Consider the following 20303-nt stretch of genomic DNA (forward strand, 5'->3'; position numbering starts at 1 on the left):
AACCGTATTGCGCTGCTTGTCCCCCTGGACTTGCCCGCCGGTGGCCGCCTGGTGAAGATCTTGTGGTGAGCCCGACAGAACCGACCGCCGAGCCCGGGGGCGAAGCCACCACCGGTATACCCGCCGCCCCCCTCTCGCACCGCGCACCGCGCCGCCGCCCGCCCGTGGGGCGCACCGTGGCCGTGCTCGTCCTGGTGGCCGTGGCCGCCCTGATCCCGCTGTTCGGCCCCTCGGCCGCGCTGCGCGGCACCGGCGAGGCGCAGGCGCCGGGTACCGGCGGGATCACGTTCCTGCGCGCGGTGCTCTTCGCCGCCCTGTGCGTACAGGCGGGTGAGGTGTTCGCGGTGCGGCTCGCCCGGCGCGTCCCCGGGGCGCCGCTGGGCAGGGTGCCGCGCGCGTGGGGCGCGTACGCGGCATGGGCGGGGTTCGCCGCCGCGCTCGGGCTCGCCGCGATCGTGGCGAACGGCAATCTCGTACCGCAGGACCTCGCCGACCTGGACCTCGGGCGCCTCTACGACACCCGGGACGGCAGGCTCGCCCTGGTGGAGGTCAACGCCTTCATCGCGGCGGCCCTGTGCGCCCGCACGCGGCGTCCGGGGACGGCCGCGCTCCCGCTGGCCGCGATCGTCGTCGCGGAGGCGCTGCGGGCCCACCCCCCGGTGGAGGACTCCCCGTTGACCGGCAGCGGCCTCACGCTGGTGCACCTGACGTGCGGGGCGCTGTGGGCGGGCGGACTGCTCGGCGTGCTGCGGATACTGCGGCGCTGGCGGGCGACCCACCCGGAGGCGGGCGTCGCCGTACTCGGCCTCTACGCGCGCGTGGCCGCCGTCCTGTTCGCCGCGATGACGGTGACCGGGACGTGCAGCACCCTGCGCAGGATGCCGCCGGACACGGTCGCCGACCAGCTCACCGGGACGGCCTACGGCCGGGTGCTGCTCGCCAAGGTCCTCCTGGTGGCCGTCGTCACCGTGCTCGCGGTCCTCGCCCGCCGCCGGATGCGCCGCTCGGCGGGCCGGGCGTCGGCCTATGCGCCCGCGCGGGGCGAGGTGATCGCGCTCGGCGTCGTCGTGGCGCTGTCCGCGCTGCTCACCGCGGTGCCGGTGCCGATCCGCTGGTGAGCCGCGAGCACGGCCCTGGCCAGCAGGGACTGCGCCAGGATGTAGGTGAGCATGATCGCGAAGTCCGGGCGCGGCAACTGCGGCCACTCGGCGACGCCGGTCGCGATGAGCGTGTCGGACAGCAGGAACAGCGCCCCGCCGGCCGCCGCCGCGGGGCCCAGCGCGGTGGCGCCGAGGGCCATGGCGGTGAGCAGCAGGCTGTAGCCCGCCACGGGCCCCCGCATGTCGGCGGGCAGGTCCGGCCAGAGCAGCGCCACGGTGCCGACGAGCGCGAGGGCGTACGCGGCCACGAGCGCGGCACCGGCCGCGCCCCGGCGGCGTCCCTCGTCGCCGTACCTCTTGAAGAGCACGAGGTAGCAGACGTGCCCGGCCGCGAAGGAGCCCATGCCGGCGAGGAAGGCGAGGTCGGCGTCGAAGAGCAGCAGGGTGTCGCCGCCCCAGCCGAGGAGGAGGGCGGCGAGCAGCAGCCGGGGGCCGCGCCGCGTCAGCACGTACGCGGCGAGGAGCGGCATGAGCAGCGGCTTGAACACGGCGTGGGCGGCGTCGGAGCCCGCGAGGAGCGCGCCGAGGTCGCCCAGCGCGGCGAGGCCGAAGGCGCCGAGGAGCAGCCGCGGCGCCGGCCGCGGCGCCGGCCGCGGGCGTCCGCTCACGCCGCCCGCCCCGCCGCCGGCGCCTCGGCGGGCTCCGGTGCCTCGGCGGGCTCAGGTGGCTCCGGCGCCTCGGGCTGCCAGCCGGGGCCGCGGAAGACCCGTCCGGCCCGCTCGCGCCAGTCGGCGGCCGCCCGGAGGTCCTTGGCGATGGCGGCGTACTCGTGGGTGGCGACGCGCAGCGGGTTGTACGTCGTGATGTTCTTGGTCAGGCCGTAGACGGGCCGGTCGGTCTCGGCGACCCAGGAGCCGAACAAGCGGTCCCAGATGATCAGGATGCCGCCGAAGTTGCGGTCCAGGTAGCCGCCCTGGGACGCGTGGTGCACGCGGTGGTGCGAGGGCGTGTTGAAGACGTACTCGAAGGGGCGCGGCAGCTTGCCGATGCGCTCGGTGTGGATCCAGAACTGGTAGACCAGGTTGGCCGACGAGCAGAAGGCCAGCGCCGCCGGGTGGACGCCGCAGGCGATGACCGGCAGGTAGAACGGCCACACGGTGAGGCTGGTCCAGGGCTGGCGCAGCGCGGTGGTGAGGTTGAACTTGCGGCTGGAGTGGTGCACCACGTGGCAGGCCCACAGGATGCGGATCACGTGGTGGCCCCGGTGCGACCAGTAGTAGAAGAAGTCCTGCGCGAGCAGCATCAGCGGGATCGTCCACCACAGCACGGGCACGCGCAGCGGCGTGAGCGCGTACACCCCGGTGTAGATCGCGACGATCGGGATCTTCCACAGGAAGTCGAAGGCGAGGCTGCCGAGGCCCATGGTCACGCTGGTGGCGGCGTCCTTGGTCTCGTACCCCGCGTCGTCCTCGTCGGGGTGGACGCGGTGGCTCACGATCTCGACGACGGTGAGCAGCACGAAGGCCGGGATGGACCACAGCACGACATCGGGCAGGTTCGGGGACATGCGTGCACCGTAGAACGGCCGGTGGCCCGCGACTAGAGGTTGTTACCGACAAGTATTACCGCCGGTACGGGGGTGGATGTTGGTGGTCTCCGCCAATGGTCCGGCCGGCTCACCAGATCCGTGCCGAACCTCCCGGCGCGAAGACCGGGCTCGTCGCGTCGGGCGGGGGTTCCTTGAGGGGCTCGTCCAGTTCCCGGACCGTGGGGCCCACGCGCGCGGCGAGGCGGCCGAGCCGCTGGAGGTCGAAGCCGTAGACGCGGGCCGCGTTGCCGCCGACCATGGCCGCGATCTCGTCCCTCGGCAGGCCCGCGTAACTGATGCGCAGGCCCTCGCGGGAGTACGGGTGGGTGCCCTCGTCGTGCGGGTAGTCGCTGCCCCACATGATCTTGTCGAGGCCGATGCGGTCGCGCAGGGCCGCCTCGTGCGGGCGCATGAAGCTGGCGCCCACGAAGCAGTTCTCGCGCCAGATCTGAGAGGGGCCCTTGCCCATCGCCTCGGCGAGGCCGGCGCCGAACTTCGACTCGGCCGTCCCTGCCGCGGGTGAGCGCTTCGTCGCCGCCGCGACCAGCCGCGCGTGGTAGTAGTCCAGCATGTCGAGCACCCCCGGTATCCAGCCGGAGCCCTGTTCGGTGAGGACGAGCCGCAGTTCCGGGTGGCGGCGGAAGGCGCCGCCGAAGACGAGGTGCCACAGCGCCCGGTGCGAGAACCACGTCGTCTCGACCATGAACACCGCGCGCGCGGCGGGCTCGTCGCCGAGCGGCGGCGAGGCGGAGCCCGCGTGGTGGTTGACCGGGACGCCCAGCTCCGCACAGGTCGCCCAGATCGGGTCGTACGCCGACGAGTACAGCTCCGCCAGACCGGAACCCGGCGGGGTGCCCGGCAGCAGGACGCCGCCCGTGAGACCCGCCCGCACCGACCGGCGGATCTCCTCGACCGCCTCCTCCACGTCGTTGAGCAGGATCTGGAAGACACCCGCCCTGCGGCCCGGCGCGGCGGCGCAGAAGTCGGCGAGCCAGCGGTTGTGGGCGCGCAGCCCCGCCCGGCGCTGCTCGAACTCCTCGCGGGTGGGGGCCGGCGCCATCAGCGAGGCGGAGGGGAAGAAGGGCGGGATGGTGTTGGGGAAGACGACCTCGGCGACGATGCCGTCCGCCTCCAGCTCGGCGATGCGGCGCTCCGAGTTCCAGTTGCGGTCGGCGGTGTCGGCGAGGAGGTCCTCGTAGGGGTTGACGTAGGTGGCCGCCCAGGCGTCGAAGGCGTCGTGGTGCCGGGACTCCAGGTAGGGCCGGTAGTCGAGGAGATCGGCTCCCGCGTGGCAGTCCGCGGAGATGACGGTGTAGCGGTCCTCGGTCATGAGTCCCTCCCCAGCACGGGAAAGTCGTGGTCGGTCAGCCAGTGGCGGCCCACCTCGCGCGAGCGCGCCCAGGACGCCTCGACGGCCGCCTGGTCGGGGTCCTGGCCGAGGTCGGCGGGCGTGGGGCCGATGCGGGCGGCCAGCGGCGCGAGCCTGTCGGTGTCGAAGCCGAAGACGTCGGCCGCGGCGAGGCCGAGCATGCGGCGGGTCTCCGCCACGGGAATGTCGTGGAAGGTTTTCCGCAGCCACGCGCGCGTGTCGGGCCAGGTGCCCTCGGGGTGCGGGAAGTCGCTGCCCCACAGGATGTTGTCGACGCCGATCTCATGGCGCTGGGCGAGCTCGCGGCGCTTGGTGTTGGTGGCGCAGACGAAGATCTGCCGGTCGAGGTACTCGTGCGGGGGCCGCCCGAGCTCGGCGAACGGGGAGAGCTTCTTGCCGCCGTGCGCGCCCAGATAGAGGCGGTCCATGAACCACAGCAGGTTCGGCAGCCACCAGCAGCCCGACTCGGCGACGCCGAACCTCAGCCCCGGGTGCCGTTCGAAGACGCCCGACCAGAGCATGAACCACAGGGGCCGCGCGGGCCACCACGTCACTTCACAGACGTAGATCCCGAGGTGGTCGCCGTACTCGTGGCGGGGCGCCGCCCCGGAGTGGGTGACCACGGGCATCGCGCACGCGGCCGCCGCCGCCCACACCGGGTCGTAACGCCGGTCGTGGTAGGGCGCCTTGTCGACCCACATGGAGGGGATCATCAGCGCCCCGAGCCCCGACTCCTTGGCGCGGTGGACCTCGGCCACGACCCGGCCGACCTCGCCGGTGATGGGCAGCAGGGCGACACCGCAGTGCCGTTCGGGGTGCTCGGACACGAAGTCGGCGAGCCAGCGGTTGTGCGCCTGGGCGCCCGCCATGCCGAGCTCGGGGTCCTGGTCGCCGGAGAGGCCGAGGCCCACGCCGAAGGGCGCGGCCGTGCGGCTGTCCACGGCGTCCGCGTCGGGGAAGACGACCTCGGCGGCCACGCCGTCGCCGTCCAGCTCCTTCAGGCGCCGCGCGCTCTCCCAACCGCCGCGCAGCCCCTCCTCGTTGTCCCTGAACCACTTCTCGGCGAAAGCGTCGTTGCGGATGCCGAGCCGGGTCGCCTCCTCGCGGCGGGCACCGCGCTCCCCGAGGAATGCGTCGAAGGCACGGTGGAAACGGCTGTCGAGGTAGGGCCGGTACTCCTCGGTGGGCAGTCCGGCGTGGCAGTCGGAGGAGATGATCAGGTACGGGTCGCGGTACGGGTCCTGGTCCTGGTCCGGGTTCTGGTCCTGGTCCTGGTGCTGGTGCCCCTTGCCGTCGTCGCTCATGGGTGGCGCTCCCTTCAGTCCAGGATGAAGCTCTCCAGGTACGCCGGGTCGGCGCGGTCGAGCATCGACCGGGCCCTCGCGGTGATCTGCCGGTCGCTGTGCTCGCTCGCCGGAAGCAGCCAGAAGCGCCCGGCCGCGATGCCCTCGGCCACGAAGTCCGCGACCTCCTCGACGGGCGTGAACTCCACCTCCTTGCCCGCGTCCCGCATCGCGGCCTCCCACTGGGCGAGGCTGCGGTAAGGGGCCTTGCGGGGGCGGGACTTGGCGTACCGCTCGGGCCGGTTGCGGTGCGACTCCCATAGGCCGGTGCGCAGCATGTGGGGGCCGGGGAAGAGCACGGAGGCGCCCACGCGCGCGTGCTCCGCCTTCAGGTGGGCGTACAGCGACTCGGTCATCGTCACGACGGCCGCCTTGGTGACCGCGTACACGGAGGCGGTGGGCAACGGCGCGATGCCGCCGTCCCCGGAGGAGGTGTTGACGACGTGCCCCGGCTCGCCGCCCGCGATCATGCGTGGCACGAAGGCCTGGACGCCGTGGAAGACGCCCCAGACGTTGACCTCGAACGCCCACTTCCAGTCGTTCGGTTCGTGCTCCCACATGCGGCCCTCGGCGCCCGAGCCGACCCCCGCGTTGTTGCAGAGCACGTGGACGGCGCCGAACGTGTCGTACGCCGCGTCGGCCAGGGCGACGACCTCTTCGCGCCGCCCGACGTCGACCACGCGCGCGTGCACGGTGGCGCCGTCCTCGCGCAGGCTCGCGGCGGCCTTCTCCAGGGCGTCCTCCTCGACGTCGGCCAGGACCACCCTGAGGCCGTCCGCCGCGAACCGGCGGGCCATGGCGAGGCCGATGCCGCTCGCCGCGCCCGTCACGACGGCGACCTGCCCCTCGCGCAGCTCCATGTCAGGTGCTCCCCTCGGGCGGGCCGTCGAGGATCTGGGCGGGGTCGTCGTAGCGCTGGTGGATGTAGGGCAGCAGGGACCGCGCGTCGACGCGCTCGACGACGCGGCCCCGCTGGTCGGTGGTCTTCTCGGCGATGGTGATCCCGACGACCGCGCGGACCGGCAGATCGGCCACGGGGTCGTACATCGACTCGCGCAGGACGACGTCTCCGGTGATGCCCTCCAGCTTGCGGACCTTCTCGTTCCGTACGCAGTGCACGAGCACTGGGTCGACGTCGAAGCCCGAACCGTCCACCGCGGGCAGGAACTTGAAGTAGAAGTCCGTCCTGGCCGTCGGCGCGGGGAGCGGCAGGGCTCCGCTGACCGCGCCGCGCACCTCCACGAACGCGATGCCGTGCCGGGCCAGCGAGGCGCGCACGACCAGGCCGTCGCGCTCGACCTCCACCTCGCCGAGCTTCTTCGGCTCCCCGAAGACCTCGCGCCCGCCGGTCAGGGCGCGCTCGTGGGTCATCGGCATCACCAGCGGATACCAGCCCCGCACTCCCCCGTGCTCGGCGGCGACGGCCACGGAGCCCGCGCCGAGCGGGTAGCCGGGCAGGTCCACCTTGCTGATGTTGGCCCGCACCAGGGGCTGGCCCGTGGGCTTCAGCGGCGGCGGCAGCACGGCCGCGACCGCGTCGGGATCGCTCTCCCAGACGGCCGCGACGCCCGTGGACCAGATGTCGGGGAGTCTGGAGCTCGCGGTGCGCGAGGCGGCGATCTCCGCCTCGCCGCGCGCTCCGTACCGTACGCGTGCCATGTCGTACCACCCTTCGGCTTGCGGGTCGGCAGAGGCTTGCGACGTGCCTGTAACACTGTTACAACAGGAGCCGTGAAGGGTAAAGAGACGCGCACGCTGAACCGGGAGGACGTGCTCGCCGCCGCCGAGGGTCTGGTGAAGCGGCACGGTCCGCGGGCGCTGACGATGCGCGGCCTCGCCGCCGAGCTCGGCACCGCCGTCACCTCGATCTACTGGCACGTCGGCAACCGCGAGTCGCTCCTGGACGCCCTGGTGGAGCGCACGCTGGCCGACCTCGGCGAGATCCGCCCCACCGGCCGCACGCCCGCCCGGCGGATCGTCTCCGTGGCCCGCGAGCTGCGCCGTCTCCTGCGCGGCCATCCGCACCTGGTGGCGATGGTCCACGAACGCGGACTGACCGAACGGATGTTCCTGCCCGCCCAGCGTGCCCTGGTGCACGAGGCGCACGAGGCAGGGCTGCGCGGCGCCCGCGCCGCCGACGCCGTGCGCGCCGTCCAGGTGCACGTCGTCGGCCACGTCCTGGTCGAACGCAACCGTGAACGCGCCCCTGTCCAGCGCCCCGGCGAGGAGGAGCTGTGGACGGCGGAGACGGCGGAGCGGGACGGCGCGCTCGCCCGCGCGCTCGCCGCGCCGCTCGATCCGGAGGCGCTCTTCACCACGTCCGTCACGGCTCTGGTGGCCGGGCTTCTCGGACCGGGGAGCTGACTGTCAGTCGCGGCCCGTATCCTCATGGACCATGCTCGAAGACCGCACGACCGCAGCGTCCGCCACCCCCTGGCCGGCCGCGTATCCAACGGGGTACGCGGTCGTCGACGTCGAGACCACCGGCCTGGCCCGCGACGACCGCATAGTGTCGGCCGCCGTCTACCGGGTGGACGCCCGGGGTGAGATCGAGGACCACTGGTACACCCTGGTCAACCCCCAGCGTGACCCGGGGCCCGTCTGGATCCACGGACTCACCACCGCGATGCTCGCGGACGCGCCGCTGTTCAAGGACGTCGCCGAGGAGTTCGCGAGCCGCCTCGACGGCCGCGTCCTGGTCGCGCACAACGCGGTCTTCGACTGGTCGATGATCGCCAGGGAGTACGCGCGCGCGGAGCGCACCGCCCCCGTCCGGCAGCGGCTGTGCACCATCGCGCTCTCCAAGGAGCTCGCGCTCCCGCTGCCCAACCACAAGCTGGAGTCGCTGGCCGCGCACTTCGGCGTCGAGCAGCGCCACGCGCACAACGCGCTCGACGACGCGCGCGTGCTCGCCGAGGCGTTCCGCCCCAGCCTGCTCGCGGCCGCGGGCGGCAATGTCCGGCTGCCGCTGCTCGAATGCCGTCCGCTCACCGAGTGGTCCGACGGCCCGCCCCGCGTCGTACGCCAGTCGACGGGGCCCGCGCCCTCCGCCGCGTACCGGCCCACGAGTTGGCGCCCCTCGCGCAAGCGCCCGCCGTGCCCGTACCCGAACCCGGGGCGTTACGAAGCGGGCAAACCGCTCAAGCAGGGCATGCGGATCGCGTTCTCCGGTGACACCTCCGTCGAGCGCGACCTGCTTGAGGACCGGGCGGTCGAGGCGGGCCTGCACATCGCCACGAGCGTGTCGCGCCTCACCAGCCTGCTCGTCACGAACGACCCGGACTCCGGCACCTCCAAGACCGTCAAGGCGCGCTCCTTCGGCACGCCGGTGATCGACGAGGCCGCCTTCGGCCAGCTCCTCCCGGACGTGGCGCCCGCCTCGGAGCAGTGACGCCGGGCGCGGCCCGGGTGCCGGGCGGGTGACGCAGGCGGGTCCCGGGTGCCGGGCGGGTGACGGCGGGTCGGCGGAGCGGCGACCCTCGGACGGGTGATTGCCGGGCGACTCGCCCGCCGACGGCTCGCCCCGCACCGCCGCTCCGTCCCACCCTGTGGCGCATGGCACGTTGCGAGGTCTGCGGAAACGACTACGGCATGTCCTTCGAGGTGCACGCGCAGGGCGCGGTGCACGTCTTCGACTGCTTCTCCTGCGCCATCCACCGCATGGCGCCCATCTGCGAGCACTGCCGGTGCCGGATCATCGGCCAGGGCGTCGAGGTCGACGGACACTGGTACTGCGGCGCCCACTGCTCACGCGCGGAGGGCCGGGTGGGCATCATCGACAAGGTCTGAGAGCCTGTGTCATCACCCCGGCCGGGCGCGCGACGCCTGGCACGCACTCCCCCACGCCTGAACGGCGCGGGGGGACCCCCATCGGCGTTGCCGAAAAGCCCACGTGGCTCCGCCACGAGGACTCTCCGGCGCCTTGCGATCGCACGCACCAGACGCCGCACGCTGATCCGACCGGGATGATGACACAGGCTCTGACCCGCTCTCCCCGCCCCTCGCCCGGGGCCGGCCCGCCGGACCCGACCCCACCTCCGGACACCCCATGACCGAGTTGTACGGTCGTGGGGTGTACCGCTTCCTGTTGTCCCGGCAGTGGGTGATCCTCACCCTCATCGCCCTCGTTCTCATCCCCGTGATGGTCGAGCTGGGCTTCTGGCAGTTCCACCGGCACGAGCACCGCGTCGCGCAGAACGAGCGGATCTCCGAGGCGCTGGCCGCCGACCCGGTCCCGGCCGAGGAGATCACCTCCCCCGGGCACGAGGTGCCCAAGGAGCACCTGTACCGCAGGGTGAGCGCCGAGGGCAGGTTCGACACGAAGCACGAGGTCGTCGTGCGGCGCCGCACGAACTCCGACGACAAGGTCGGCTTCCACGTCCTGACGCCCTTCGTCATGGACGACGGCAAGGTCCTGCTCGTCAACCGCGGCTGGATCCCGGCCGACGGGCCGCAGACCGCCTTCCCCGAGATCCCCGCGCCGCCCAAGGGCGAGACCGTCGTCACCGGCCGCCTGATGGCCGACGAGACGTCCGCGGAGAGCGGCATCAAGGACCTCCGCGGCCTGCCGGACCGTCAGATCATGCTGATCAGCAGCGGCCAGCAGGCCCAGAGCCTCGGCAAGGAGGTCCTCGGCGGATACGTCGACCAGACCTCGCCCGAGCCCGCGGGCGACACCCCCGAGCTGATCGGCGAGCCCGACCACAGCAGTATCGGCTCGCACATGGCGTACGCGGTCCAGTGGTGGCTGTTCGCCGCGGGCGTCCCGGTGGGCTGGGTCGTCCTGGTCCGCAGGGAGCGCCAGGACCGCCGGGAGGCCGCCGCGGCCACCACGCGCGAGTCGACGCCCGCGACCGTCTGACGGATTGGCGGAGCCGACTCGCCGACGGATTGACGGAGCCGACTCGCGGGAACGCGTTCTGCGTGCCTCGCCCCATCGAAGACCTCGCGCTCATCGGCGACCATCAGACCGCCGCCCTCATCGGCAGTGACGGCTCGCTGGACTGGCTGTGCCTGCCCCGCTTCGACTCCGCCGCCTGCTTCGCCGCCCTGCTGGGCGACGAGGAGAACGGCCACTGGCGCATCGCCCCGAAGGACGCGGGCGCCTGCACCCGCCGCGCCTACCGGCCCGACTCCCTCGTCCTCGACTCGGAGTGGGACACGGCGGACGGCTCCGTGCGCGTCACCGACTTCATGCCGCAGCGTGACCGCGCCCCCGACGTCGTACGCATCGTCGAAGGCCTCAGGGGCAGCGTCACCGTCCGCAGCACGCTGCGGCTCCGCTTCGACTACGGCTCGATCGTGCCGTGGGTGCGCCAGGTGGACGGCCACCGCGTCGCCATCGCGGGCCCCGACTCGATCTGGCTGCGCAGCGAGCCCCAGGTGCACACCTGGGGCCACGCCTACGGCACCCACTCCGAGTTCACCGTCGAAGCGGGCGAGAAGGTGGCGTTCGTCCTCACCTGGCACCCCTCGCACGAGCCGCGCCCGCCCCTGGTCGACCCGCACGAGGCGCTGCGCGACAGCCTGTCCGACTGGCACACCTGGGTCGCCCGCTGCGACTACGAAGGACCGCACCGCGACACGGTCGTCCGCTCCCTCATCACCCTCAAGGCCCTCACCTACGCCCCGACCGGCGGCATCGTGGCCGCCCCCACCACGTCCCTGCCCGAGGAGATCGGCGGCGTACGGAACTGGGACTACCGCTACTGCTGGCTGCGCGACTCCACCCTCACGCTGAACGCCCTGCTCGCGGTCGGCTATCTGGAGGAGGCCGAGGCCTGGCGCGACTGGCTGCTCCGCGCGGTCGCGGGCAACGCCGACGACCTCCAGATCGTGTACGGCCTCGCCGGTGAGCGGCGCCTGCCGGAGTACGAGATCCCGTGGCTGGCCGGCTACGAGGGCTCCCGCCCGGTGCACATCGGCAACGACGCCGTGAACCAGCTCCAGCTCGACGTGTACGGCGAGGTCACCGACTCCCTGTTCCTCGCGCGCGCCGCGGGCCTGCACCGCCGCCCGCACGCCTGGAACCTCCAGCTCTGCCTCCTTCAGTTCCTGCGCGGGAAGTGGCGTGAGCCGGACCGGGGCCTGTGGGAGATGCGCGGCCCCGACCGCCACTTCGTGCACTCCAAGGTGATGGCGTGGGTCGCCGCGGACCGCGCGGTCCGCACCCTGGAGGAGCACCCGGACCTCCCCGGCGACGTCGAGTGCTGGCGCGAGATGCGCGACGAGATCCACCGCGAGGTCTGCGAGCGCGGCTACGACGCCGAGCGCAACACCTTCACCCAGTACTACGGCTCCACCGCACTGGACGCCTCGCTGCTGCTCATCCCCCGTACGGGTTTCCTGCCCCCCGACGACCCGCGCGTCATCGGCACGATCGACGCGGTCCGCGCCGAGCTGGACCACCACGGCCTGATGCTGCGCTACACCTCGGCGGAGAACACGGTCGACGGCCTGCCCGGCGAGGAGGGCACCTTCCTCGTCTGCTCCTTCTGGCTGGCGGACGCCCTGCACATGACGGGGCGCACGAAAGAGGCGCGCGAGCTGTTCGAGCGCCTGGTGGGGCTCTGCAACGACGTGGGCCTGCTCGCGGAGGAGTACGACCCGGTGAGCGGCCGCCAGCTCGGCAACTTCCCCCAGGCGTTCAGCCACATCGGCCTGGTGAACACGGCCCTCGCGCTCTACGGGCCGGACGCGGGAGGATAGGCGCATGGATCTTGGACTGGAAAACCGTGTCTACGTAGTCACCGGCGCCACCCGCGGCCTCGGCAACGCCACCGCGCGTCAGCTCGTCGCGGACGGCGCGAAGGTCGTCGTCACCGGGCGCGACGAGAAGACCGTCGCGGAGGCCGCCGCCGAGCTCGGCGAGAACGCGGTGGGCGTCGCCGCCGACAACGCGGACCCGGCTGTCGCCGACCGTCTGATCGCGGCGGCGCGCGAGCACTTCGGCGGCTTCGACGGCGTACTGATCAGCGTCGGCGGGCCCGCGCCCGGCTTCGTCGCCGACAACACCGACGAGCAGTGGCAGGCGGCCTTCGACTCGGTCTTCCTCGGTGCCGTGCGGCTCGCCCGTTCCGCCGCCGCGGAGCTGGGTGAGGGCGGCGTCATCGGGTTCGTGCTCTCCGGTTCGGTGTACGAGCCGATCGCGGGCCTCACGATCTCCAACGGCCTGCGCCCGGGCCTCGCCGGGTTCGCCAAGTCGCTGGCCGACGAGCTCGGCCCGCGCGGCATCCGCGTCGTGGGCGTGCTCCCCGGCCGCATCGGCACCGACCGCATGCGTCAGCTCGACGGCCTCTCGCCGGACCCGGAGGCCACCCGCGCCGCCAACGAGGCGAGCATCCCCCTGCGCCGCTACGGCACCCCGGAGGAGTTCGGCCGCACGGCCGCGTTCCTGCTCTCGCCCGCGGCCTCCTACCTGACGGGAATCATGGTGCCGGTGGACGGCGGGGCCCGCAGCGGGTTCTGAGGCCCCGTCCTCAGCTCACGCGACGGGCCCGGTGTTTGACGCCGCGCAGCCGGAGCGTGGCGGGCAGGGCGGCCAGGCCCGCCGAGTCACGGGCGCGGGCGAGGGTTTCGTCGGAGAAGCGGCGCAGTGCGTCGGCGGGCGCGGCGTGGGGTTCCAGGGCGAGCTCCGCGCGCACCCGCGGCGCACTCCGCCGCCCGGTCAGGACCGCCCGGGCCCGCTCGACGCCGTCCTGCGTCTCGGCCTCGCCGGCCAGGACGTTCTCCAGGGCGCGCCCGCGCAGCAGGGCGCCCTCGCCGTCGCCGGTATCCACCAGGACCTCCGCGAGACGGCGCCTGCGGAGCTGCGCCGCGAGCCACCAGAGCGTGAGCAGCAGGAGCAGCGCGAGGGCGCCGATGACCACCGGCCAGAACCATCCGGCGTCCCGCCGGCGGGTCCGGTCGGCGGCGCTGAGCAGCACGTCGTGCCGGCCGTCGTGGATCCACCAGGAGGGCGGCGACGCGCCGAGTCCCACGGCGAGCACGGAGCCGCCGAGGACGACGAGGACGAGCCCGGCCAGGGCCAGGAGCACGCGGTTGACCGTGCGCGGCACGGCGCTCACCCCTTCCTGCCGGGCCGGGCGACGTGGACCGCGAGGCCGGGCTCCCGGGTGAGCCCGAGGTCGTGGATGCCGTCGGCCATCGTCGTGTCCAGGTCGTCGCGTACGTCGTCGAGTTCGCGGAAGTGCGAGACGGCACGCACCTTCACCTTGGAGCGCTTCATGCGGATCCGCACGGACTGCACGCCGGGCACGTCCATCGCGCGGTCGCGCAGCATCATGGTGGCGGCGCCGCGTTCGATGCCCGCGCGCACGTCGGGGTGGGCGCGCCGCATCGGCAGGAGCCCGCGCTCCCCGGGGGTCGCGGCGAGCACGAGCAGCCAGAGGCCGAGAGCCGCGGCGACGCCGGCCCCGACGAGCACCGCCGTGTCGTCGAGGGGCCGCTCCGCGAGGCCCCGGGCGAGCTCGCGCCGCCAGCGCATCGCGGGGTGGCCTGCCCGTACGGCGACGATGTCGTACAGGAGCAGTCCCGTACCGGCGAGGAGCAGCACGGCGAGCAGCGCTGCGGGCACCCGGCGGCGGGACCAGAACCGTCCGGTCCCGGTGCCGTCCCCGGCGAACGTGGGCGGTGACCGGTGGTCGGCGGCGGCCTCTTCGACGGCCGGCGGCGACTGCGTGCCGTCGCCCCCCTTGGCCTCCCTCATCGTGTCCTCCCCTGTGCCGCGGCGCGGATCCGCGCCGAGTGCAGCCGCTCCACCTGGACCGCCACTTCGGGCACGTCCATTCCCGCCAACGCCTTCACCCGCTCGGCGACATGGCGACGCACGGCGCCGCAGCGGCCGCCGATGTCGCAGGGATAGTCCAGTTCGAGGCTGACGCGGACGCGGGCGGTGCCCTGGTTCACGTTGACCGTGGCGTGCGGCGGTGAGCCGTCGGCCGGTACCTCGTCCACGGCCTCACGCGCCGCCTGTGCGGCGATCTTCGCGACGACCCGGTCGGCGATCCGGGTGGCGCCGCGCTCCCCGGGCGCGACCTGTGCCGCCACCGCTCACCGCCGCCGGTCGCCGCGGGTACGGAAGAATTCGCCGGGTTCCAGGTCCCCCTCGAGGAACCGGCCGGCCACGAAGCCGATGGCGCCCAGGGCGGCCACCAGAAGAAACGCACCGAATCCGCCGAAGTATCCGGCGAAGCCGAGCGCCATCCCTGCCACCATGCCGATCACGGCCATGCTCATCGTGCGCTCCTCATCGTGCACTGCTCATCGGGCGCTGCTTGTGGGCGCTGCTTGTGGGCGCTGCTTCTCGGGACGCGGTTGCGCCGCGGGCCTACTGGAGGCGGCCCTCGGGTTCCTCGTCCTCCTCGTCGGGCAGCTTCACGTCGCTCACGGCGATGTTGACCTCGACGACCTCAAGACCGGTCATGCGCTCCACGGCGGCGACCACGTTCTCCCGTACGTCACGGGCGACGTCCGCGATGGCGACGCCGTACTCGACGACGATCTCCAGGTCGAGCGCGGTCTGTACCTCGCCGACCTCTGCCTTCACGCCGCGCGAGACGGATTTCGAACCGCCGGGCACCCGGTCGCGCACGGCCCCGAAGGTCCGCGCGAACCCGCCGCCCATCGCGTGCACGCCCTCGACGTCACGCGCGGCGAGCCCGGCGATCTTCTCGACGACGCCGTCCGCGATGGTGGTCCGGCCGCGGCCCGCGGGGGCACCGCCGCTGGTGCCGCGCCCGGCCGGGCCTCTCGCCGACGCCTCCGTCGGAGAGTCCTGCCGCAGTGTCTGAGACGTCTTCCGCTGTCCGATGTCGGTCATCGCCGTCCCGTCCGTTCCGAAAGGGGAACTGCTTTCCCTGGCCACATTAAGTCCGGTTACGCGGCAGCGCTCCCGGGATGCGGCAGGCTGGGGCCATGACGGGTGACGGTTGGACCCAGGCGGTACGGCGGCAGCTCGGGCTCGGCAGGGTGCTGCCGCTCGGCGGCGCCGAGGACGGCACATGGGTGACGGAGGCGGCGGCGGACGGCGCGTTGCGCCGGGCGACACACGAGGTCACCGGCGTACGCCTGGGCACGCTCCGCATCGCCCCGGCCGATCCGGAGCGAGCGCGGGCCCCGGCCGTGCCGCCCCCGCCGAGCGCGCTGCCGCCGGGGCCGCTGCGGATCACGGCGGACTTCGCGGCCCTGGCGAGCGAGCCCCTGCCGGTGGCGGCGGACCGGCTGCGCGCGGCGCTCCTGGCGGCGGCGCACCGGCTCGGCCTGGTGGCTCCCGAGGTGGACCTGCGGGTGACGGCACTGCTCGACGAGGCGCATGGCGCCGAACGGGTGACGTCCGAGGCCGGGGACGGCGTACGGCAGGAGCCGGACATGGGCTCGGCCGGCGTACGGCAGGAGCCGGACGTGGGCTCGGCGGCGGCCGATGGCCAAAGCGACGCGACGCGCGCCGGACGGGCCGCGCTCGCCGTGCCGGGGGTGACCCGGCTGAGCCGCGCGCTGGGCCCGGCCGTGCACATCGAGGAGAGCCCCGCGGCCAACGCGCTGCCGCGCCGCCACGCGCGCGTGGAGCTCGCGACCGGCGGCGGGCACCGCCCCCTCGATGTGGCGCTCGCGGTCCGCGCGGCGGTGACGAAGGCCCTGCCGGACCACCCCTCGGTGGCGGTACTGATCACCGCGGTGGAGTGAGGACGGCCGGGGCCATGACGCAGGCTCTCAGTCGTCGAGGCCCGCGAGGTCGCGGAGTCTGCGGCCCTGCGCGGCCCGCTCGGCGGCGCGCTGCTCCTCGTACGTGCGGCCCGTGGCGCCCTGGAGCAGCGCCTTGGTCTCGATGACGGCGTCGCGCGGCGCGGCGACGAGCGCGGCGGCCAGGTCCTCGGCGGCGGAGCCGAGCTGGTCCGCGGGCACGACGAGATTGGCGAGGCCCACCCGCTCGGCCTCGTCCGCGTGGACGAAACGTCCGGTGGCGCAGATCTCCAGGGCGCGGGCATAGCCGACGAGCCCCACCAGCGGATGTGTGCCGGTGAGGTCGGGGACCAGGCCCAGGCTGGTCTCGCGCATGGCGAACTGCACGTCGTCCGCCGCGATCCGCAGATCACAGGCGAGGGCGAGCTGGAAGCCGGCGCCGATGGCATGCCCCTGGACGGCGGCGATGGACACGATGTCGCTCCGCCGCCACCAGGTGAACGCCTCCTGGTACTCGGCGATCGTGGCGTCGAGGACGCCGTCCTCACCGCGTGCGAGATCGATGAAGGACGGCTCGCCGTCGAAGCCCTCGGGCGTGAACGCCTGCCGGTCGAGGCCCGCGGAGAAGGACTTGCCCTCTCCGCGCAGCACCACGACACGGACGCTGCCCGGCAGCAGCTGACCCGCCTCGGCCAACGCCCTCCACAGCGCGGGAGATTGGGCGTTACGTTTGGCCGGGTTGGTCAGCGTCACCGTGGCGACGGCCTCGTCGATGGTGAGGCGTACGCCGTCCTTGTCAAGAACCGGTGCGAACTCGCTGTCGGTCGAAGCCATGGATGCCTCCGGTGGGGTGCGGTCGGGCCGGACGCGTGGAAGCGCCCGTAAGTGACTGCACAGTAACCACCCGACCGATCACGTGATCGACCGGGTGGCCACCATCGGACCGTGGAACATCGGACCATGGAACAGCGCGCCGCCGCGATCAGCCGGCTGCGGCCTTCTTGCCTCGCGTCGCCCCGCCACGTCCCCGCAGCGTGACGCCGGACTCGCTCAACATCCGGTGCACAAAACCGTACGAACGGCCGGTCTCTTCGGCCAACGCCCGGATGCTCGCACCGCCGTCGTATTTCTTCTTCAGGTCTGCCGCGAGCTTGTCGCGCGCGGCGCCGGTTACCCGGCTGCCCTTCTTCAGAGTCTCGGCCACCCGTGCCTCCTCATGGGAAGTGCGCTCTGGACTTCTCATGATCACCCCTCATGGGCTTCCTGGCCACCCATTCGGCAAGGTCCGTACGACGATGTTCGTCGTTCCGGAAGCGTCCACCACGAGTGGAATTAACGATTCCGCACGAGAGAATTTCCTTGTACGCACTGGCGCCACGGAGAACCAGCAGGTCAGAGACGTCCAAGGTCGGCGCCTTCCACATCCCACAGCGCGGCGACAAAATCCGTGTAGGACACACCTCGGTACGAGGACAGCTCACACAGATGAGGGATCACGGATCGGCCGAATGATCCATACGCAGTGGATCAGTGGTTCGATCACGCTGAGTGGACGCGCGGGTCAGGCGAGGGCGACCAGGTCCGCGTAGTCCTGGCCCCACAGGTCCTCCACGCCGTCCGGCAGCAGAATGATCCGCTCCGGCTGGAGGGCGTCCACCGCGCCCTCGTCGTGGGTGACGAGGACGACCGCGCCCTTGTAGGTGCGCAGGGCGCCGAGGATCTCCTCGCGGCTCGCCGGGTCGAGGTTGTTGGTGGGCTCGTCGAGGAGCAGGACGTTGGCCGACGAGACGACCAGGGTCGCGAGCGCGAGCCGGGTCTTCTCGCCGCCGGAGAGCACCCCGGCGGGCTTGTCGACGTCGTCCCCGGAGAAGAGGAACGAGCCGAGCGTCTTGCGCACCTCGACGAGGTCGAGGTCGGGCGCGGCCGAGCGCATGTTCTCCAGGACCGTGCGCTCGGGGTCCAGGGTCTCGTGCTCCTGCGCGTAATAGCCGAGCTTGAGGCCGTGGCCCTCGATGACCCGGCCGGTGTCGGGCGTCTCGGCTCCGCCGAGCAGCCGCAGCAGGGTCGTCTTGCCCGCGCCGTTGAGGCCGAGGATGACCACGCGCGAACCCTTGTCGATCGCGAGGTCGACGTCGGTGAAGATCTCCAGCGAGCCGTACGACTTCGAGAGTCCCTCGGCCATGAGCGGCGTCTTGCCGCACGGCGAGGGCTCGGGGAAGCGGAGCTTGGCGACCTTGTCGCTCTGGCGCACCGCCTCCAGGCCCGCGAGGAGCTTGTCCGCGCGCCGCGCCATGTTCTGGGCCGCGACGGTCTTGGTCGCCTTGGCGCGCATCTTGTCGGCCTGCGAGTGGAGCGTCGCGGCCTTCTTCTCGGCGTTCTGACGCTCGCGCTTGCGGCGCTTCTCGTCGGACTCGCGCTGCTGCTGGTAGAGCTTCCAGCCCATGTTGTAGACGTCGATCTGGGCGCGGTTGGCGTCCAGGTAGAAGACCTTGTTGACGACCGTCTCGACGAGGTCGACATCGTGGGAGATCACGATGAAGCCGCCGCGGTAGGTCTTCAGGTAGTCCCGCAGCCAGACGATGGAGTCGGCGTCGAGGTGGTTGGTCGGCTCGTCCAGCAGGAGCGTGTCGGCGTCCGAGAAGAGGATGCGGGCCAGCTCGATGCGGCGGCGCTGACCACCGGAGAGCGTGTGCAGGGGCTGGCCGAGCACACGGTCGGGGAGGTTGAGCGCGGCGGCGATGGTGGCGGCCTCGGCCTCGGCGGAGTACCCGCCCTTGGTGAGGAACTCGGTCTCCTGGCGCTCGTACTGCTTGAGGGCCTTCTCCCGGGTGCCGCCCGAGCCGTTCGCGATGCGCTGTTCGTTCTCGCGCATCTTGCGGATCAGGGTGTCCAGGCCGCGCGCCGAGAGGATGCGGTCGCGGGCGAGCACGTCGAGGTCACCGGTGCGGGGGTCCTGCGGGAGGTAGCCGACCTCCCCGGAGCGCGAGATGGTGCCGCCCGCGGGGGTGCCCTCACCCGCCAGGCACTTGGTGAGGGTGGTCTTGCCCGCCCCATTGCGGCCGACGAGACCGATGCGGTCGCCCTTCGCGATGCGGAAGGTGGCGTTCTCGATGAGGATGCGAGCGCCGGCGCGCAGCTCGATGCCGGAAGCGGTGATCACGGGGGGTACTCCTGAACAGGGTGGACGGCGAGAGGGACGACTGGGTGCTCGAGGCCGGTGTCTACGCCGTCCAACTGAGGAGAGGAGCTGCCATGAGAGCCATTCTAACGGCCCAGCGCAATTAAATTTCTGGCCGCCCGCCGCCGTCGCCGCGCGCGGCCCCGCCCGCCAGGTCTCCGTTGCCGAGCGGAGTGCGGCCCGGAACGATTCTTCCGTAGTCGTCCACCGCGATGACCTGGGACGTCCAGGAGGCGGCCGGTCCCGTGCAGGGCTGGGCGACCATGAGGGCCCCGCCGCGCCGGACCGAGCGGGCGGGCTCGAAGGCGCAGCCGCGGCGGGCGGGCAGCACCCAGCGCAGGTCCCCGTCCGCGGCGCGGTAGGCGGCGATGCGGTGCGGGGTGACCACGGCCAGCATGCGGGCGCCGGGGGCCAGGGGCCGCAGCACCCCGGCGCCGCCACGCGCCTCGGGGGTGCGCAGCCAGGCGGCGCTCGCGGGGATGGCACGGTGCCAGCGCACGGAGCCGCCGCGGGCGCCGCGGGCGCCGGTGCCGGTTTCCGTGGCCGTGTCCGTGACCAGGCCGTCGCTCCAGAGCGCGAAGGCGTGCCCCGGAGCGGTGAGCAGCGTGAGGGGCGTGCGCCCCTTCCTCGTGTACGTCCAGCGGGCCTCGCCGCTGCCCCGGTCGTACGCCTGAACCGCGCCGCCCCTGGTCCGCAGCCCCGGGGGCGCTTGCGGCCCGGCACCGTCCACGCGCGCGTGGACGGTGAGGCGGTCTCCGTAGGGGGCGGGCCGCGAGTGATGGGCGGCGGTGATCAGCGGCACGGCCAGGAGCGCGAGGGCCACGGGGAGGGCGATACGGGTGCCTCGGCGGCCGGGGGCGGGGCCGCGTGCCGGTCGGCGCTCCCGGGGCCCGGCCGTCTCGCACGGCAGGCCGTCCGCGTCGAGCGGCGCAGCGGACATGAGGCCCCCCTTCGGTGCCAGTGCCAGTGCCACGGACCAGGCGCAGAGCGTAGCGGCGGGGTTCCCCGCGGGCCGCGGGGTGCGGTGGCGACACGGCGGGCGCGG

23 protein-coding genes are annotated in these 20303 nt (G+C 73.1%); 8 read left to right on the forward strand and 15 right to left on the reverse strand.

The genetic code is table 11. The features are described 5' to 3' along the window. Positions 1-116: 116 nt before the first annotated feature. Positions 117-1118, forward strand: coding sequence for a CopD family protein (locus ACRAKF_RS10070; protein ID WP_447041905.1), 1002 nt, complete (start codon positions 117-119; stop codon positions 1116-1118). Here ACRAKF_RS10070 and ACRAKF_RS10075 read toward each other — a convergent pair. The 6 genes from ACRAKF_RS10075 to ACRAKF_RS10100 form a co-directional block, all read right to left on the reverse strand. After that, on the reverse strand, positions 1025-1768 hold the full coding sequence (locus ACRAKF_RS10075; RefSeq protein WP_447036598.1) for a lysoplasmalogenase: 744 nt from the start codon (positions 1766-1768) through the stop codon (positions 1025-1027). The two genes, ACRAKF_RS10070 and ACRAKF_RS10075, sit on opposite strands and share 94 nt — an antisense overlap. Then, entirely contained in the window at positions 1765-2667 is a 903-nt protein-coding gene (locus ACRAKF_RS10080) for a sterol desaturase family protein (RefSeq protein WP_447036599.1), read from the reverse strand. Before ACRAKF_RS10080 ends, ACRAKF_RS10075 begins: the two co-directional genes overlap by 4 nt. Before the next feature lie 109 nt (positions 2668-2776). Beyond that, positions 2777-4018 (reverse strand): amidohydrolase family protein, encoded by a 1242-nt coding sequence (locus tag ACRAKF_RS10085; protein ID WP_447036600.1) that lies wholly within the window; start codon positions 4016-4018, stop codon positions 2777-2779. After that, positions 4015-5361 (reverse strand): amidohydrolase family protein, encoded by a 1347-nt coding sequence (locus ACRAKF_RS10090; RefSeq protein WP_447036601.1) that lies wholly within the window; start codon positions 5359-5361, stop codon positions 4015-4017. The genes ACRAKF_RS10085 and ACRAKF_RS10090 overlap by 4 nt, the downstream gene beginning before the upstream one ends. A 14-nt stretch (positions 5362-5375) precedes the next feature. Further along, the gene (locus ACRAKF_RS10095; RefSeq protein WP_447036602.1) at positions 5376-6260 is read right to left on the reverse strand and encodes an SDR family NAD(P)-dependent oxidoreductase; all 885 of its coding nucleotides are present in this window, start codon (positions 6258-6260) and stop codon (positions 5376-5378) included. A gap of 1 nt (position 6261) precedes the next feature. Continuing rightward, entirely contained in the window at positions 6262-7059 is a 798-nt protein-coding gene (locus tag ACRAKF_RS10100) for an acetoacetate decarboxylase family protein (protein WP_447036603.1), read from the reverse strand. Positions 7060-7131: 72 nt separating this feature from the next. On the opposite strand from ACRAKF_RS10100, the gene ACRAKF_RS10105 reads away from it, so the two are divergent. From ACRAKF_RS10105 to ACRAKF_RS10130, 6 genes are all read left to right on the forward strand, one after another. Next, positions 7132-7764: a TetR/AcrR family transcriptional regulator gene (locus tag ACRAKF_RS10105; protein ID WP_447036604.1), complete on the forward strand. Its 633-nt coding sequence runs from the start codon at positions 7132-7134 to the stop codon at positions 7762-7764. A 31-nt stretch (positions 7765-7795) separates the two neighbouring features. Next, complete coding sequence (locus tag ACRAKF_RS10110) at positions 7796-8791, forward strand: DEDDh family exonuclease (protein ID WP_447036605.1); 996 nt, start codon at positions 7796-7798, stop codon at positions 8789-8791. 164 nt (positions 8792-8955) lie between these two features. Continuing rightward, positions 8956-9189 carry a hypothetical protein gene (locus ACRAKF_RS10115; RefSeq protein WP_076686896.1) on the forward strand — a complete coding sequence of 78 codons (234 nt, stop codon included), beginning with the start codon at positions 8956-8958 and terminating at the stop codon, positions 9187-9189. Positions 9190-9472: 283 nt separating this feature from the next. Continuing rightward, positions 9473-10261 carry an SURF1 family cytochrome oxidase biogenesis protein gene (locus ACRAKF_RS10120; protein WP_447041907.1) on the forward strand — a complete coding sequence of 263 codons (789 nt, stop codon included), beginning with the start codon at positions 9473-9475 and terminating at the stop codon, positions 10259-10261. Between the two features lie 62 nt (positions 10262-10323). Beyond that, complete coding sequence (locus tag ACRAKF_RS10125) at positions 10324-12108, forward strand: glycoside hydrolase family 15 protein (RefSeq protein ID WP_447036606.1); 1785 nt, start codon at positions 10324-10326, stop codon at positions 12106-12108. Positions 12109-12112: 4 nt separating this feature from the next. Continuing rightward, a complete protein-coding gene (locus tag ACRAKF_RS10130; RefSeq protein ID WP_447036607.1) occupies positions 12113-12868 on the forward strand; it encodes an SDR family oxidoreductase in 756 nt (251 codons plus the stop codon). Positions 12869-12878: 10 nt separating this feature from the next. Here ACRAKF_RS10130 and amaP read toward each other — a convergent pair whose 3' ends face one another. From amaP to ACRAKF_RS10155, 5 genes are all read right to left on the reverse strand, one after another. Then, positions 12879-13466 (reverse strand): alkaline shock response membrane anchor protein AmaP, encoded by a 588-nt coding sequence (amaP, locus tag ACRAKF_RS10135; RefSeq protein WP_447036608.1) that lies wholly within the window; start codon positions 13464-13466, stop codon positions 12879-12881. Beyond that, entirely contained in the window at positions 13463-14107 is a 645-nt protein-coding gene (locus ACRAKF_RS10140) for a DUF6286 domain-containing protein (RefSeq protein WP_447036609.1), read from the reverse strand. Before ACRAKF_RS10140 ends, amaP begins: the two co-directional genes overlap by 4 nt. Then, a complete protein-coding gene (locus tag ACRAKF_RS10145) occupies positions 14104-14448 on the reverse strand; it encodes a hypothetical protein (protein ID WP_447036610.1) in 345 nt (114 codons plus the stop codon). The genes ACRAKF_RS10140 and ACRAKF_RS10145 overlap by 4 nt, the downstream gene beginning before the upstream one ends. Positions 14449-14451: 3 nt before the next feature. After that, on the reverse strand, positions 14452-14637 hold the full coding sequence (locus tag ACRAKF_RS10150; protein ID WP_369212482.1) for a hypothetical protein: 186 nt from the start codon (positions 14635-14637) through the stop codon (positions 14452-14454). A gap of 91 nt (positions 14638-14728) precedes the next feature. Further along, on the reverse strand, positions 14729-15220 hold the full coding sequence (locus tag ACRAKF_RS10155) for an Asp23/Gls24 family envelope stress response protein (protein WP_447036611.1): 492 nt from the start codon (positions 15218-15220) through the stop codon (positions 14729-14731). A 95-nt stretch (positions 15221-15315) separates the two neighbouring features. On the opposite strand from ACRAKF_RS10155, the gene ACRAKF_RS10160 reads away from it, so the two are divergent. Further along, positions 15316-16083, forward strand: a complete 768-nt coding sequence (locus tag ACRAKF_RS10160) for a nucleopolyhedrovirus P10 family protein (RefSeq protein WP_447036612.1) — start codon at positions 15316-15318, stop codon at positions 16081-16083. Positions 16084-16110: 27 nt separating this feature from the next. Here the strand turns inward: ACRAKF_RS10160 and ACRAKF_RS10165 are convergent, their stop codons facing one another. The 4 genes from ACRAKF_RS10165 to ACRAKF_RS10180 all read right to left on the reverse strand — a co-directional run bounded on the left by ACRAKF_RS10165 (position 16111) and on the right by ACRAKF_RS10180 (position 20198). Beyond that, positions 16111-16914: an enoyl-CoA hydratase/isomerase family protein gene (locus tag ACRAKF_RS10165; RefSeq protein WP_447036613.1), complete on the reverse strand. Its 804-nt coding sequence runs from the start codon at positions 16912-16914 to the stop codon at positions 16111-16113. A gap of 148 nt (positions 16915-17062) precedes the next feature. Continuing rightward, positions 17063-17284, reverse strand: a complete 222-nt coding sequence (locus ACRAKF_RS10170; RefSeq protein WP_055550175.1) for a helix-turn-helix domain-containing protein — start codon at positions 17282-17284, stop codon at positions 17063-17065. A gap of 357 nt (positions 17285-17641) precedes the next feature. Continuing rightward, positions 17642-19240 (reverse strand): ABC-F family ATP-binding cassette domain-containing protein, encoded by a 1599-nt coding sequence (locus ACRAKF_RS10175; protein ID WP_447036614.1) that lies wholly within the window; start codon positions 19238-19240, stop codon positions 17642-17644. 121 nt (positions 19241-19361) lie between these two features. Next, positions 19362-20198 (reverse strand): outer membrane protein assembly factor BamB family protein, encoded by an 837-nt coding sequence (locus tag ACRAKF_RS10180; RefSeq protein ID WP_447036615.1) that lies wholly within the window; start codon positions 20196-20198, stop codon positions 19362-19364. Between the last annotated feature and the right edge of the window lie 105 nt (positions 20199-20303).

The sequence above is a fragment of the Streptomyces sp. DSM 118878 genome (genome assembly GCF_052936595.1).